Consider the following 15,554-nt stretch of genomic DNA (forward strand, 5'->3'; position numbering starts at 1 on the left):
CATCGAGGTTCCGCTGCCGGGTGCCACGGGCACCCGGCAGCAGGGGATGGTTCTTCTTCAGTTCAGGACCGCAGTGTGCCGTTGATTGTGAAGTTGTCGTAGATGGTGGAGCCGGGGCTGGTCTGGTCCATTTGGACGATGGATCCGGTGTCGTCGACGGTGAGGAGCGCGACGGTGCCGTTGGCGTTGGTCTCGGCGGCCAGGTGCATGATCGCCGAGCCGTTGCGGATAAGGGTCCATGGGGTCCATGTGGCGGCGCCGGGGTCGGTCTGGGACCGTTGGTACATGGCGTTGGAGGCGTCGGTGGCTATCAGGTCGAGTTTGCCTGTGCCGTCGCGGGCCACGGCCACTTCGCTGACCAGCTGGTTGGAGGGGTCGGTGAGTTGGGTGAATTCGGTCCAGGTACCGGCGTTGGGGCTGGTCTGCTCGCTCTTCCAGACCCGTCCGTGCGTGTCGACGGCGAAGGACTCGATCACGTTGTCGTTGTCGGTTTCGGCGGCGATGGACGTGAACTCGGGAACTGGGGCGCCCGTGAATGTGAAGGGCGTCCATGATGATCCCCACGTGGAGGCGCCGGCCGAGCTCTGGGCATTGAAGAACGCCGTGCCATCCTTGTTGACACCCAGTCCTTCGATGACGCCGTTCTGGTTGCGGGCGATGGCGACGGACTGTAGGAGACCGTTCACCTGGGACCAGCCGACGAACCCCGGCATGTCGACCTTCGCTTGCTGGCGCTGGAAAATGCTGCCGGTGTTGGTCAGGCCCATCAGTTGCACACGGGTATCGGCATTGGCGTCGGCGGCGGTTGAGAGCCACTCTCTGTTGGCTGACTGTGTCCAGGCATTCCAGGTATGCGCGTTCGGCGCTGTCTGGTTGCTGAAGAACATGTTACCCGGCGCGGAAACGGTCCCGAACGCCTGCAGCGCGCCAGTGCTGGTCTTGGCCAGGGCTACGGAGGAACCCTCAAGCGTAGGCGGGACGTAGAGCAGAGCGTTTCGCGACGAACTGGGCAGGCCGGTGATCTGGCCTTCAGTAGCATTGCTGATGATTTGTGCCTTGACTGCTGCCGCGAGCTGGACATCCGGCACGGTGGAAAATTGGCCCGTGCCAAGCAACATCGCCACCGCCCCCGCCACATACGGCGCGGCGAACGACGTACCCGAGGAGGTAACGGTCGCGGTAAAGGACGCCCAGCTGTCCGATTGGAGGTTGGTTCCTGGTGCCCAGATACTGACACATTGACCGAAGTCCGAATATGCGGCGTAGCCGTCATTGGTGGCGTTGGTCGCGCCGACGCTGATCGTGCCGGCAGCGGCTGCCAGAGGATCGCCGCAGTCGTCAATCGGATGCGTGTTCGGCCTCAGTGCCTCTCCGGCGGCGGTCACCACGGGAATGCCGTGCTGAATCGCGCTCTCCACCGCGGCGACGATGGCCGGAAAGGAGCCTGAAGCGCAAGCAGTAGGCTGTCCAGGGCCGTCCGGGTCCACGCATTCAGGTCCCAGGCTCAGGTTGATGACGGCAGGCTTGATGCCGTTCGTGATCACATAGTTGATGGCATTGATGATGGGATCGTCAGTATCCGCATTCCCCTTACAGTCGAATGCTCGCAGAGCCACGAGCTGTGCGGCCTTCGCGACGCCGTACCTGGCGCTGGCCGCGAGCCCCGCCACGGCTGTGCCGTGCCCGAGACAGTCGTCCGAATTGGGGTGCGCCGGTGACTCGGAGGTAACGAAGTTCGGTCCGAGTGTCACACGTGTGCCGAAATCAGGGTTGGCCGCTCCGGTCACTGGATCGATTGCGTGGATCCCGGAATCGACGACGTATATTCGCACGCCGGCTCCTGCGGTGCCCTGGTAGCGGAAGCGATCATTCAGCGGCTGCTGCCGCTGGTCCAGCCGATCGATCCCCCAGACATCCGCACCCACCACTGAGGGTTTCACCTGTGTGCTGTTGGTGTGATACCGGTGCTCTTGCTGGACCCAGGCGACATTCGGGTCGGCCGCAAGTTTCAGCGCCTGGTCGGCATTCATACTCACGGAGAACCCGTGCAGTGCGGCCTGCCAGACGTTCTTGACGTGCCCCTGATACGCGTGCGCCAGTTGTTTCGCGCTCGTCGGAACACCATGCGCCGTGACCCAAGCGTCGTCCTTCAGACCGACGATGTACTGCCCGGCGGTGGCGCCGGAATCCGCACCGAGAATCCTCGGTGCAGACCTCGCTGGCTCCGGCATCATCTTGGCACCAGCGGCCCAACCCGCCGTGGCTACCAGGGACGAAACAGCGACCACCAATGCCGCGAGCCGGGACAATCGTCGTGGCCTACTAGCTCTCACAATCCACCCCACTGCCGCTCAAACCGTCATGGTCACGAGGCCCCACGGGTTCGAGGGCCTCAACGGAAGCCGAGCATGACAACCGCGGATCGCTACTCCGAGAGCAACATGTACTCATGTGTGACGCGTCTCCGGAACGGCATGGCCCCGATTCCGTGACACCGTCAGGTACCAGTCGAGGAGCCGGGATCGGTTGTCATAGCCTCGGGTGACGGTACGTGGGTCTGTCAAAGGAGCGGCGTAACCGAGGTGAGGCTACTTGCGTTCGGCGGTGAGGCGACCGTCGAAGGCGATCCCGAATGCGTTGAGTGCGGGTTCCAGCGCATCGTCCAGCGTTTGCGGCCGATGCCCGTCGGGTTCAGGCCCATGACCGCGAGGTAGTTGGGGAAGTGGCCGCGGGCCTTGACCGCGCGGCGGATCCGGGCGTTGACGGACTCGATGGCGTTGGTCGAACAGATCACCCGGCGGATCTCGGGATCGAAGGCCAGGAACGGCACGAACTCGGTGAACCGCTCCTTGGCGGCGGCCTCGGTCGGGGCGGTGTAGACCGGCTTGAGGGCCTTGGCGATCGTGGCCCAGTGCTAGCGGCCGGCGTAGCGGAAGCTGTTGCGGAGCAGGTACACGATGCAGGTCTGGGTGATCGCCCGCGGCCAGACGGCGCCGATCGCGTCCGGCAGCCCGGCCAGGCCGTCACACACCACCATCAACACATCGGACACTCCGCGGTTCTGCAGTTCGGTCAGCACGTGCAGCCAGTACTTCGCGCCCTCGTCGCCGTCACCGGCCCACAACCCAAGATGTCGCGGTGCCCCTCACAGGTCACCGCCATGGTGACGTCAGATCGGCCGGTTCGACACCTGACCGTCGCGGACCTTGACGTGGATCGCGTCGATGAACATCACCGGACAGACCGCATCCAGCGGCCGGTTCCGCCACTCGACCATGCCCTCGACCGCCTTGTCGGGTGATCGTGGAGATCGTCTGCCGCGACACCTCCGCCCCATAGACCTCGGCCAGGTTCGCAGAGATCTCACCGGTGGTCAGTCCCTTGGCCGACAACGAGATTACCCCATCGTCTACACCCGACAGCCGATTCTGCCGCTTGGCGACGATCCTCGACTCGAAACTGGAGTCCCGATCCCGGGGCACGTCGATCTCGACCTCGCCGACATCGGTCAGCACGGTCTTGGAACGCACCCCGTTGCGCGAGTTGCCCGTCCCGCGACCGGCCGGATCGTGCTTGTCTAGCCCAAGTGGTGGGTGATCTGACCCTCCAGCGCCGACTCCAGCACCCGCTTGGTCAACTGCTGCAACAACCCACCCTCACCGGTCAACCGCAGCCCACCAGCCTTGGCCCGCACCATGTCAACTGCTCGACCAGCTGCTCATCCAGGCCATCCAGCCTAGCGACGGGCTTCGGCTCCTCAGCGTGCTCCACGCCAGACATCATCTCGGTCATCAGATCTACTCCCACGATTGGGAGTTGCACCGAACTTGTTACATTCCCTCTCGGCCTCTACTCGTATGCGGAATAATGGCCGCAACACTTGAGGAGATCGAATGATCAACACGGAGGTCGGCGTCCTGCCCGTTCCCGGGGCTATGTTGCATTTCAAGCTTCGTGGCCGTGGACCGCTGTTGCTGATACTTCCCAGCGGGAGCGGCGATGCGGACAACGCTGACGCCCTGGCTGATCAGCTGGAATCCCAGTTCACACTGCTGACGTACGACCGCCGAGGACAGTCACGCAGTCCGCTCACCGACGGAGTTCCGCCGCCGAGCGTGGAGATTCACGCCGACGACGCCCACCGGCTGCTCGCCGTCCATACGCCGGACCCCGCCTTGGTGTTCGGCTGCAGCATCGGGGCCATCATCGGCCTGGAGTTGGTCATCCGTCATCCCGGTCAGGTTGGCACCCTCGTGTCTCATGAGGCCTCGTACGCACCGTTCCTCGACGATCAGGCGCGGGACGCGGCGCACCGGTCCCACCATCTGGTGGACGAGACCTATCGACTGGCCGGGCGACGAGCCGCAATGCGACAACTGGGCCTGCTCAACGGCGCCGACACGGCCGGCGCGGAGCCGGACCTGTCGCCGCCCCGCGTCGGGATGAGGACGGCCGCGAACGCCGACTTCTTTCTTTCTCAGGAGTCACAGGCTGTCCGCCGCTACGTCATGGACGTGGACGGGTTGGTGGAGCGAGCGGCGACAACGCAGATCATCCCGACGGCCGGTCGCACTTCGCGGCACGTATGGCCGCATCGCTGCTCCCACAGCCTCGCGTCTCGCCTGACCGTCCCGCTCACCGAGTTGCCAGGCGGGCATGAGGGTTATCGCACCCATCCGCGCGGCTTCGCAGCGTCGTTGCGGGACATACTTCTGTCGAGGCCCGAGCCACCGAACCTGGACCAGCCCTGAGTCAGATCCCCGTTGGTCAGACCGTGCCTGGCCAAGAACATCCTCGGGTTGAAGTAGACCACCGTGCGAGGCTTCCCGTTGACGCGCCTGAAGCTCAGGTACTCGTGAGCGTACATCTCCTGATCCATGGGTGACGGCGCGAAGACCGCACGACACCGTTCATACGCGGCTCGGCTCGTCCCTGACATACCGAAGCTCTCCGAGATGCCCCGGACGAGTTCGGCCGCCTGCGCATCGTTGTGCACCAGGGTCGGCAGGGACAGTTGTGGCACCGCCGACTCAACAGGCTGCTCCCGGTCCGGTCCGATGGAAAGATAGGTCAGAGCCTGCCAGCGTCGGCGACGGTTCGAACGCCATTGGAGCCGCTCTCGAGTCGTCACTCCCGGCTGCCAGCGAGCGGCGTCCTCGCTCTGCCGTGCCAGTTCGACCAAGGTGTCGAGATCACCCGGCACGTAGTCTGCGGCGAGCCGCGCGACGCTTTCAAGGCGTTCAACCGTCAACTGCCCTCGATGATGGACGTACACCTTCGTCCGGCCACAAGGTCCGGTGTCGAGATCGAGGCTGACATAGGAGACGACGTCATCGCGATGCAACTGATCCGCGATGCGGGACCACTGCCCGCCGAGGCCGAGCCTGCCGAGTGCTTCTTCGCACGTGCGCAACGCTGCCGACCCGTCCTGATCGACCCCTAGGTAGACCTTCGCCAGAGGCGGGCCTTGCTTGCGCCACCCGGCCGCGTGATACATCGCCATGGAGATGAACCCCGGGCCGTGCGGCACGAAGAGATCCTGGATGTGTTCCAGCTGTTCCAGAGACAGTCCGTAGGTACGGGACAGCCGGGTGGTGAGACGCCGCCCTGCATCCCAGTACGCCCTGGGAGTGCCTGCCTCCGCTTGGGCCTCCAACGAAACGCTCACCGACACGGGCTCGTCTTCCAGGACGATCGAGAACTGCACCGGCGTGCTGTCAGGGTTGGCGAACGACCAGCGCGGCGGCTCACTGATCTTACGTTCTCCCCAGGACTCGCTCATCAGCCGGTATCCCCGGGCGACTTCCTCCTCTCGGTCGCCCAGACCGGCCGCGCGGCAGAGGGCGCGCAGTTTCCGCTCCCCGAAGACGACCATGGTCGGATCGTCCTCCGGACGTAGCCGCTCGGCGACAACGCCGATCCCGGATGTCATTCCGAATCCCGTAGCGCCGTGGCGAGCGGCCCCGGAACAAGTGACCAGTTCGGATCACACATCCGCTTGACAGCCGCAAACTTCTTCATCGTTTCGTCGCCGAAGTGGGCACGGAAATCGAAGTCCTCAAATGTGAGATGAGTAGACACATGCAGCCAGGTATCGGGTTCTGAGCGCGACCACTCGATGAACTCCCTATCCAGAGACCGGACTTGCTGCCAGTCCCATGCGCCGCCTTTCTGGTCGCCATAGACTCCGACGCACACGATCGATTCCTGACGCCGATAGAGGAGCGGCGGGTTGAAGTTCCGGAAGGCGATCGGATAGTCGAAGGCCGGCCACCCCTGCCAGACTCCGGAATGCCGGATGCCTATCCGCCGGACCGCCATCTTGAGTTCCTGCCATCTGTCCGCCGAAGTGAAGACATACCACCAGAGCTGTTTCGGGTGCCCGGCGGATGTGGCCGGCACGCGACCGGACATCCCCACCGGATATACACCGTCCGTGCCCAGAGAGGGAACGATGTCTAACGTGACCTGAACCACGATGCCGAGCTGTCCCATGGAACCGAAGAACCAACGGAAGCAATCATCCTCGGGATAGAGCGTCAGCAACTCACCGCCACCGGTGACAACGACCAGTTCCCGCACGTTCTCCCAGAAGCCGCCGTAACGGGCACTGCCTGAACCGAAGCCCCCGGATGCGGCGTAGCCGCCCAGGCTCCGGACTCAGCTTGGTCCCGGGGTCAATCGAATCGGCGATGACGGGAAGGGCGTATCCGTGGGACTTCAGCAACGTGTCCACGTCCCCGACCGCTGCTCCCGCCCCGACGGTCACCGTGCCTTCGGGCCCGAAACGGTAGTGATTCAGGGCGGACGTGCGGACGACGATCTCACCGTCGAGCGGGATGTTCGCACCATTCATGCCATGTCCGTTGCCGCGAATCCTTACCGGGACCCGGTCGACGTTGGCCGCGAGGACGGCTGTGCGCACCTCCTCGACGCTGTCCGGGACAACCAGGCGATGATGGGGGCCATCGGTACGGTAGCCCGAGAAATCCAAGAGGATGTTTTCACTCATCACAGGGGGCTCCGTCACCCGATCCGGGACTGAACGAGCGCGGCCAACTTACTGATAGTGCTCCACTCAGTCGGGGGCACGTCTTCGATCAGGACTCCGTAGACGTCGTGCAGGTGCACGATGAGTTCCTCCGCGTTGAGTGAATCCAGGATCCGGTACTCCAGCAGCGGGGTATCCCTGTCGAGTTCGATGTCCTCCCCTTCCAGCAAGATCGTGGAGATGAACTTCAGGATCTCTTCATCGACCTCGTTCACGCTGACTCCTCCTCTGCTGCTGTTTGCAGGTACTGACGGTCGGTCTTCCCGTTCGCATTGCGAGGCATGGCATCCAACCAACGGAAGCGGTCGACGATCATGTGGCGCGGAAGTACTTCGGAAAGGTGTCGCCTAAGGCTCAGGGAGGACACCGCCTCCCCGTCCCGAGACACCAAGAACCCTGTGAGGCGCGCGCGGTGACCCGATCCGCCGACGACGACAACCGCTTCAACGATGCCGGGGACGGCGCAGAGGACTGATTCGATCTCCCCCAACTCGATCCGCTGGCCCCGTACTTTGACCATGCGGTCACGCCGTCCCAGGTAGTCGAGATCGCCGTCGGCCCGCAAGCGCACCATGTCGCCGGTCTCGTATCTGCCGAACTGGGGTCGCCGACCGCGGTACCCCATCATGACGGTGGGGCCTTCGACCACGAGTTCTCCTTCCTCCCCGACGGCCGCGGCACTGCCGTCCGGTCGCATCACATGCAGATGGTCGCCGCAGGCCGCGCTGCCGATAGGCACGGGCGAGGTCTGGTCGGCAGGGATATCGCCGACCGGGAAGAAGGCGCAGACATTGGTCTCCGTGGGACCGTAGAGATTCACCAGAGTCAGGCCTGGGCGCCGCTGTCGGAGGCGCCGCAGGGGGTTGATCGGAAAAACCTCGCCGGCGAAAAGGACGGCTCTCAGAGCGGGCAGTTCCCGATCCGACATACGCCCGTACTCCATCATCAGAACCAAAGCCGAGGGTACGGAGTACCAGACAGAGATCGCCTTCTGATCAATAAAGTCCACGAGCGCCCCGGCGGTCGCCCGATCCGGAACGAGGTGCACCGACGCGCCTGCCCGAAAGGCCGCGTATAGGTCGAAGACCGAGAGATCGAACTGGAGGGGGGCGTGGTTGGCCAGTCGGTCCGCTTCTGTGACCTCCAGTAGATCGGCGGCCCAGTCGACGAACGCCATCGCAGCGCGGTGGCTCACGCAGACGCCCTTGGGCCCCCTGTCGAGCCCGACGTGTACAGGATGTAAGCGAGTTCATCGGCATTGGCCTCAGCGCACCGGACGGGCCGCGCCCGGCGGTCCCCGGTGGCCGGCACCGAGTCGGGCAGCAGGACGGTAGGCAGCGGACCCGGGGGAAGGCGGCCGTCAGTCGCTCCTGGTGCTCCTCCGTGGTCACGATGGCCGACGGTGCGCAATCGGCAGTCATCATGCCGACCCGGCGGGCGGGCCGTGGGGGTCGATGGGCACATATGCCGCGCCGAGCCGCAGTACTGCCTGCATTACGGCGACACCGCGACCCAACTTCTCGAGCCAGAGCACAACCCGATCACCCCGGCCCACTCCGAGCCTGCGGAGCCGATCGGCCATGTGGTCGGCAAGACGGTCCAGTTCACAGTAGGTGAAAGAGCCGTCGGGTCCGGTAACGGCCAGCGCGTCGGGGGTCCCGCCGGCGCAGTCGATGAGCAAGTCCTCAAGACGTCGGTGTCCGACTTCGGTGACTGTCACAGCCCCAGTCTCCTGGCTATCAGGTCACGGTGGATTTCGGAGGTTGCGGAGAAGATGGCCGACGGGATCGCGTCGCGCAGCAGGCGGTCTACACCGCTGTCCTCGATCACTCCCATGGCGCCGTGCAGGTGGATAGCGTCCAGGCCGGACTGGATCGCCGCCTCGCTGACAGCGAGTTTGGCGAGCGAGACATCCAGGTCGGAGTGGAAGCCCTTATCCAATATCCAGCAGGACCGGTAGAGCAGCAACCGGGCCCCTTCGAGGCGCATCTTCATGTCGGCCACACGATGGGCCACCGATTGCTGGCGGGCGAGCGGCTTCCGGAACTGCCGGCGTTCACGCACATGGTGGATGACCTCCTCCAACTGCCGGTCCATCACGCCGAGGTAGGCGGCGAAGAGGCAGGTGCGCTCCCATCGCATGGAAGCGTTGAAGATCAGCCGTCCGTCACCCTCGGCCCCAAGACGCGCAGACTCCGCCACGCGGCAGTCATTGAACTGCACAGAGGCAACGGGCGAGGTCACCAGGCCCCCGTTGATCAAGGGCTCGCCCACACTCAGGCCGGGCGTCTCCCGATCGACGAGGAACGCACTGATTCCGAGGTACCCGTCGGCCGGATCGGTCTTGGCGTACACCAGGAAAAGGTCGGCCACCGGAGCGTTCGTGACGAAGGTCTTCACCCCGGACAGCACGTATCCCTGACCGTCACGGATCGCTGTCGTTGACAGGGCGTATACGTCCGACCCCGCCTCCGCCTCTGTGATGGCGTTGGCGCCGATCGTCCGCCCCTCCACCAAGCCGGGGAGCACGCGCCTCCTGGTGTCTTCGTCAGCGTGTTCCACCAGCGGCATCACGCAGGCCAGCAAGTGTGCGCAGGCCGAGAAGACCAGCCCCGTATCCCTGCACCCCCGAGCGAACTGCTCCACGGCCAACGCGGTCGACAGCGCGTCCAGTCCCAGCCCTCCGTACTCCTGCGGTACGGAAGCCCCGAGAAGGCCGAACTCACCGCAAAGACCCCATTCCTCGCGTCCGAACCTGCGCTCCGCCAGGCGCTGTGGGAAGCTCCCGTTCAGGCGGGTCCGGGCGAATTCCAGGGCATTTTCGGCGAGAAGCCTCTGATCGCCCGTCCGGTCGAAATCCATACTCTCGTTCCACCTCACCATAGGAGGGAGGTCACCTGCACCAGGGGGTCGGACAGAATTCTCATTGACGGAAACTATTAGCAGGGCGAATAACTCACTCCCCGCGAAGTTCTTCCTTCTCCTCGCAACCACTGTGCGGAAGCAACCAATCTTATGGGCGCAGGGTGAGGCCCTCGATTTTGGTCCATCCGGTGTATGTGTTGGCGCCAGGGTTTTGGGTGGTCTGCCAGGTGTCTCCGTGGTTGTCCACGCCGACGACTACCAGGAGGTTGTGCAGGTTCAGGGCCGCAGACAGATGGAAAAGAGCTTTGGGTGAGAGCTGGGTCCAGGAGCTGAAGTTCCCGTCCGAGCCGGGGGTGTTTTCGACGCGTACCCACACATCGCCGTCGCCTTCGGTTCCGAAGAGTTCGAGTTTGTTGTTGCTGTCGCGGGTGACGGTGATTTCGTTCAGCAATTTGTGGTCGGTGTCCGCGAGTGGTGTGATCGTCGCCCAGGTATCGGTGTTCGCGGCGGTTTGCCGGGCGTACCAGACCGCGCCGTGAGTGTCGGCGATGAAGATGTTGATGCGCCCGAGGGAGTCGATTGCCGCGGTGACATTTTGTGCATCGCCGAGGAAACTGATTGTTTTCGATGGCTGCCAACTGGTGTCATTTCCGGCGATCCCCTGATTGCGGTAGTGGAGTCCGCCGTGGGTATCGGCTCCGATCAGCATCAATCGGCCATCCGCATTCGGGGCTAAGGCGACGGAAGTCAGCGATCCGTCGAGTTGTGACGGTGTCAGCCAGCTCGGGGAGTTCAGTACCGCTTGCTGGCGGTGAAAGATTTCGTCTTGGGCGGCGGTCAGGCCGACTAGTTCGATCTTGTTGCCGCCGTCTGAGCGGGCAGTCACAGACGCGTAGCCTTGGCTGACGGACTGAGTCCAGTGTGTCGGCCAGGCCTCGTTCGGGGTGTCGGCTTGGGTGCCGGTGAACATGTGTCCGCCGAGGTCGGTGCTGGTGGTTGAGTTGTCGGCGTTGGTTCCGAAGATCGACAGTTTCCCGTTGTCGTTTCTTGCCAGCGCGACAGTAGACCCTGTCCGGGGGGAGGTGGGCCGCAGGAACAGCAGCTTGTTGGGTGACAGCTCGTCGGGGAGGTCCCGGATGATGCCGCGGGTTGACTGTGCGTCGAGTTCGGCGGCGATCTGGGCTGGTGTGGCGGTCGCGAACTTCGGTGTTCCCAGCAACAGCGCGACCGCGCCGACGACATGCGGTACAGCCGCCGACGTGCCAGTCCCGGGCATTGGGTCAGGATCGATCTGGTTCGGGTCGGTCGGGTGCAAGATGTGCCCGACGCCGCCGATCGAGAGAATGTTGACGCCGGGGGCGAAGATGTCCACGCAGCCGCCCCAGTTGGAGCCGAAGTCAGGGCCGTCATTCCATAGGTGGTCGGTGACGTCGGTGGCGCCGACGTTGATGGTGCCGGCGGCGGACCCGACCGGATTGAAACAGGCGTTGGCGTTGCTGTTTCCCGCAGCGGTCACCACGGTGATGCCGGCAGCGATCGCGGCTTTCTCCGCATCGACAATACCTTGCTGTTCGCCACCGGAGCAGGGTGCAGGTTCCCCGGTGACGGGATCCTTGCAGGTCGATCCGAGGCTCAGGTTGATGACGGCTGGTTTGACCGCGTGCCCAATGACCCAGTTGATGCCGGCGATGATCGGGTCGTCGTCATCTATGAAGCCTGAGCAGCCGGACATCTTGACCGGAACGAGTGAGACCTTCTTGGCGACGCCGTACAGAGTCCCCCCCACGATGCCGGCACTGTACGTGCCGTGACCGAAGCAGTCATCGGTGTCGGTGGTGCCGTTGACCGCGTTGAAGCCCAACTCGACCCGGCCCTTGAGATCGGGGTGATCCGCCCGGATACCCGAGTCGACGATGTAGGCGTGGACGCCGGCGCCGGCTGATCCGATGTAGTTGTAGGTGAGATTCACGCCCCTGCGCTGGTCGAGGCGGTCAAGGCCCCAGGACGGCGTGGGTACCTGCGTGGTCTGCAGTTGGTAGGTCCGTTCTTGTTGCACGTATTCCACGTCGGGTTCGGCGGCGAGCTTTTGTGCCTGCTCGGGGCTCAAGTTCGCCGAGAAGCCTTGGACGGCGCCTTCGAGGACGCGGACGAGCTTGCCGGAGTGTCCGCTCGCGAGGGACTGAGAGCGGGCGGCGACGCCGTGTTTGCGGACAGAGGGGTTGTCTTTGAGTTTGACGAAGTACTTTCCCGGGATGGCAGCGCCGGAGATCTTCCCGAGAAAAACCGGATGTAGAGACGGGGCGGGCGATGCCGATGCCGGACCCAACGTCGCGAGCACCACCGCCGAGGCTGACAGCGCTACGGTCGCGGCAGTAGCGGAGATTCTTGAGACCAGGAATCCAGGCACCGCGGGTCCTTTCGGTGAGTGAGCACGACAGCGTCCGGCTCCAGCCGGGACGTCCCGGGCCCTCGTGCGGCGGCGATAGATGCACCGACGTGCATCGTCGCCGACGGGGTGAATCCAGGTCTTGAGTAGGGAATACTCACATCGCCCCGCTGGCGTCGGATGCCTCCGGCCCGACTCCGCCGCGAGATGCCGACCGCGGTGTCGACGGCCGGGGGAACTGAGTGGCGAGTGGGGGTTGAAGGTGGGTCCCTTGCGTGAGCCTGTGGAGGGTGATGACAGTGGAGGACTGGGCTGAGGTCCGTCGGCTGCACAAGTCGGAGGGCAGGGGATCTCGCGCGGGCGGGAGATCCCGGGAACGTGGTGCGGCGGGCGTTGGCCAGTGACTCGCCGCCGCGGTACTCGCGGTGCGCGAAGGGGTCTGTGGTCGATGCGGTCGAGGCTCGGATCCGCGAGTTGTTGCGGCAGACCCCGACGATGCCGGCGACAGTGATCGCGGAGCGGCTGTACTGCCAGCACGGGTTGACGGTGCTCAAGGACCGGGTGCGGGTGTTGCGGCTGTCCTATCTGCCGCCGGATCCGGTCTCGTGCACCGAGTACGACGCTGGGCATCTGGTGCAGTGCGACTTGTGCCTTCCGCCTGTGCGGGTGTCGCTGGCCGCGGACCAGGCCGGGTCGCCGCCGGTGCTGGTGATGACGTCTGGCTATTCACGGATGCGGTGGGCGGTGATGATCCCCTCGCGGACGGCGCGGACCTGATCGCCGGGCGCTGGCACCTGCTGCGGGCGATCGGTGCGGCCGGTGGTCTCGGACAACGAGTCCGCGGTGGGGTGCTGGCGACGCGGTAAGCCGAGTCTGAAGGCGGAGGTCGAGGACTTTCGCGGCAGTCTGGGCATCGGCGTGCACCTGTGCCGTCCACGCGACCCCGAAGCGGAGGGGCTCACCGAGCCAATAACGGTTATTTCGAGACCTCGTTCCTGCCGGAGCGCGACTTCACCGGACCGGACGATTTCAACACCCAGCTCGCCGACTGGCTGGTCAAGGCGAACGCATGGTATTCCCGGCGGATCGGCTGCGCCCGACCGCCCGCTGGCCGACCGATCGTGACGCGATGCTCGCGTTGCCACTCGCCCCGCCGTCGATCGGGTGGACCAACCGGATTCGGCTCCCGCGGGACTACTACGTGCGGATCGCGTCCAACGACTACTCCGTCGATCCCTCTGTGGTGGGTCGATTCGTCGACGTGGACGCCGGCCCTGGCCGAGGTAACGATCACCTGTGCTGGAGTGCTTGTGGGCGCCACCAGCGGTGCTGGGCCAGACATCAGACCATCACCGACGCGGCCCATCGCCAGACTGCGCATCGTCTGGCCCATCAGGCGTCCGCGGCCAGGGACGACGCGCTGACCGCCGGCCCGGCGACCAAAAGCCACGTCGTTGTCGAGCGTCGGGACCTGGCGCTCTACGACGTCGTCTTCGGGATCACCAACAACCACGGGACATGGCCTGATGGCCACCCGCGCTCTTCGTCACTCCATCGCCTGCAACGCGAAGTGTCGGCCCGCGAGTCCCACGACGGGGAGGGCCGGATAGGCGCCGCCCGGTTCCCCGCCCGCAAAGCCTCGAGGAGTTCGACTTCGACCACGCCCGCGGACTCAAACGCGACACCATCGCCCACCTCGGCACCCCGGGCTTCATCGCCGGCAAACAAAACGTCGTCTTCCTCGGCCCACCCGGCACCGGCATGACCCACCTGGCCACCGGAATCGCGATCCGCGCATGCCAAGCCGGACACCGCGTGGTCTTCGCGACCACCGCCGAATGGGTCGACCGGCTCGCCCAGCACCACACCACCAGACGACGGCAAGACGAAGTCCGCAGACTCGGCCGCTACCCCTTCCTGGTCATCGACGAGGTCGGCTGCATCCCCTTCGAGCACGAGGCCGCGACCCTGTTCTTCCAACTCCTCTCATCACGCTACGAACTGCCTCCCTGATCGTGACCAGTAACAAGGAGTTCGGCCGCTGGGGCAAGGTATTCGGCGACGACACCGCCGCCGCCATCCTCGACCGACTCGTCCACCACGCCGACATGAACGTCCTCAAAGGAGCCTCCTACCGACTCAAACCACGACCTCGGCCGCATCCCCACCCCAACCGAAGACCGACCATGACAACCAGCACGGGCGCCACTTTCAACCGTCGCCAACAGGCCCGTTTTCAGCCGTCGTTGACATCGCTCACCTTCGGCCCCCGACCGAGCGATTGCCCTGTTATGACGGCCGCCTTCAAAGCTGCGGTCACAGCACCTTGAAATGCGCCCATGCTCCCGACCGCAGCCGCTACCGTATCTCCAAAAACAGCCGGGATCCTCGGCGTGCCCTTGGCTGGCTGGCCGCGCGAACTGCGCCGCCGCCGTGGAAAGGTACGAACAGTCCGGCTGGTTCGCGTTTCTGGCAACCACCGCTTGTTGATCACCGTCTGCGGCTGCCTCCCTCGGTGGCCGGGGCCGCGCCGCCTCTATGGCAATGGACGGCCGCTTCGGTGCAAAGCGATCAGCCCAGAACGATGGAGCGCGGTGACGTGGCCGACCGGCCCGCCGTAGCACACGGCTCACGTCGGTTCGGCGCTCAGCCACGTCGAGGGATCGATTCCGCCGTCTGACAGGAACCACGCCAGGCCTTGCTCGACGAGGACATCTGGCCAGGGGCGGCGATGTGCAACGGGGGGAAAGCCAGCGCGGCTGCACCACCGTAGGGCGGGACGATCGGTGACAACTCAACGGAGGCTGGGAGCACAGCCGCCCGCCGGTCCTCGGTCGGAGCGCTGTCCCGCGCTCGGCCGCGTGCCACCGGGCGACGCTCTCTCCTTGAACGAGACTCTGAACCGGCCCGGGTGGTTGGACTCGCCGAACCACCCGTGCCGCCGCCTGAGCCGTCCGAGCTCCAGAGCACCTTGGCTGCAAGAACGAATCGTACGTACGTACCTGCTCTGCGCCGCCCCCGACCAACGCACCGCGTTGATCGCAACGGCGCGTGTTCTGGCCCGGAAAGGAGGGCGACTCTGCAATGAACTGCTCTCCGGTGGTTGGACTGATGAATTTGGTCGGCGGATGGCTACGAACGTCCGAATCATCCGTTCGGGACGCTGGGGCTGGACGGTCGGGCCCCAGGTCAGGTCGACTGGTGGGTGAGCCTCTGACTCCTTGGGAGTAGTTGTATGGGTGGGCGTAGTTC

Annotated in this window: 12 protein-coding genes and 4 pseudogenes; 4 read left to right on the forward strand and 12 right to left on the reverse strand. The window is 64.8% G+C overall.

What is annotated here, in order from left to right:
• Positions 1–62: 62 nt before the first annotated feature.
• The 3 genes and pseudogenes from OG876_RS01725 to OG876_RS43905 all read right to left on the reverse strand — a co-directional run.
• Positions 63–2,234 carry a S8 family serine peptidase gene (locus tag OG876_RS01725; RefSeq protein ID WP_328522754.1) on the reverse strand — a complete coding sequence of 724 codons (2,172 nt, stop codon included), beginning with the start codon at positions 2,232–2,234 and terminating at the stop codon, positions 63–65.
• A 326-nt stretch (positions 2,235–2,560) separates the two neighbouring features.
• Positions 2,561–3,337: pseudogene (locus OG876_RS01730) on the reverse strand (IS256 family transposase).
• A 13-nt stretch (positions 3,338–3,350) separates the two neighbouring features.
• A pseudogene (locus tag OG876_RS43905) lies at positions 3,351–3,530 on the reverse strand (transposase); the annotation flags it as partial.
• Positions 3,531–3,893: 363 nt separating this feature from the next.
• Between OG876_RS43905 and OG876_RS01735 the strand changes: the two are divergent.
• On the forward strand, positions 3,894–4,751 hold the full coding sequence (locus OG876_RS01735) for an alpha/beta hydrolase (protein ID WP_328522941.1): 858 nt from the start codon (positions 3,894–3,896) through the stop codon (positions 4,749–4,751).
• On the opposite strand, the gene OG876_RS01740 is transcribed toward OG876_RS01735, so the two are convergent.
• From OG876_RS01740 to OG876_RS01775, 9 genes and pseudogenes are all read right to left on the reverse strand, one after another.
• Positions 4,664–5,932 carry a hypothetical protein gene (locus tag OG876_RS01740; protein ID WP_328522942.1) on the reverse strand — a complete coding sequence of 423 codons (1,269 nt, stop codon included), beginning with the start codon at positions 5,930–5,932 and terminating at the stop codon, positions 4,664–4,666. The genes OG876_RS01735 and OG876_RS01740 overlap by 88 nt on opposite strands.
• Positions 5,929–6,582 carry a hypothetical protein gene (locus tag OG876_RS01745; protein WP_328522943.1) on the reverse strand — a complete coding sequence of 218 codons (654 nt, stop codon included), beginning with the start codon at positions 6,580–6,582 and terminating at the stop codon, positions 5,929–5,931. The genes OG876_RS01740 and OG876_RS01745 overlap by 4 nt, the downstream gene beginning before the upstream one ends.
• Entirely contained in the window at positions 6,548–7,012 is a 465-nt protein-coding gene (locus tag OG876_RS01750; RefSeq protein ID WP_328522944.1) for an FAD-binding oxidoreductase, read from the reverse strand. Before OG876_RS01750 ends, OG876_RS01745 begins: the two co-directional genes overlap by 35 nt.
• A 14-nt stretch (positions 7,013–7,026) precedes the next feature.
• Entirely contained in the window at positions 7,027–7,266 is a 240-nt protein-coding gene (locus OG876_RS01755; protein WP_328522945.1) for an acyl carrier protein, read from the reverse strand.
• On the reverse strand, positions 7,263–7,679 hold the full coding sequence (locus tag OG876_RS43910) for an AMP-binding enzyme (RefSeq protein ID WP_442914153.1): 417 nt from the start codon (positions 7,677–7,679) through the stop codon (positions 7,263–7,265). Before OG876_RS43910 ends, OG876_RS01755 begins: the two co-directional genes overlap by 4 nt.
• Positions 7,680–8,249, reverse strand: a pseudogene (locus tag OG876_RS43915) (AMP-binding protein); the annotation flags it as partial. It abuts the gene before it with no gap.
• Positions 8,250–8,471: 222 nt separating this feature from the next.
• Positions 8,472–8,771 (reverse strand): AMP-binding protein, encoded by a 300-nt coding sequence (locus OG876_RS01765; protein ID WP_328522947.1) that lies wholly within the window; start codon positions 8,769–8,771, stop codon positions 8,472–8,474.
• Entirely contained in the window at positions 8,768–9,913 is a 1,146-nt protein-coding gene (locus OG876_RS01770) for an acyl-CoA dehydrogenase family protein (RefSeq protein ID WP_328522948.1), read from the reverse strand. The genes OG876_RS01765 and OG876_RS01770 overlap by 4 nt, the downstream gene beginning before the upstream one ends.
• A gap of 151 nt (positions 9,914–10,064) precedes the next feature.
• The gene (locus OG876_RS01775; RefSeq protein WP_328522949.1) at positions 10,065–12,323 is read right to left on the reverse strand and encodes a S8 family serine peptidase; all 2,259 of its coding nucleotides are present in this window, start codon (positions 12,321–12,323) and stop codon (positions 10,065–10,067) included.
• Between the two features lie 357 nt (positions 12,324–12,680).
• Here OG876_RS01775 and OG876_RS01780 point away from each other — a divergent pair, with 357 nt between their 5' ends.
• The 3 genes and pseudogenes from OG876_RS01780 to OG876_RS43925 all read left to right on the forward strand — a co-directional run.
• Complete coding sequence (locus tag OG876_RS01780; RefSeq protein WP_328522950.1) at positions 12,681–13,079, forward strand: hypothetical protein; 399 nt, start codon at positions 12,681–12,683, stop codon at positions 13,077–13,079.
• A 352-nt stretch (positions 13,080–13,431) separates the two neighbouring features.
• Complete coding sequence (locus OG876_RS43920) at positions 13,432–14,067, forward strand: Mu transposase domain-containing protein (RefSeq protein ID WP_442914154.1); 636 nt, start codon at positions 13,432–13,434, stop codon at positions 14,065–14,067.
• Positions 13,986–14,632 (forward strand): annotated as a pseudogene (locus OG876_RS43925) (ATP-binding protein); the annotation flags it as partial. The gene OG876_RS43920 and the pseudogene OG876_RS43925, both read left to right, overlap by 82 nt.
• Positions 14,633–15,554 lie beyond the last annotated feature (922 nt).

This window comes from Kribbella sp. NBC_00359 (assembly GCF_036097425.1).
Classification (GTDB): Bacteria; Actinomycetota; Actinomycetes; order Propionibacteriales; family Kribbellaceae; genus Kribbella.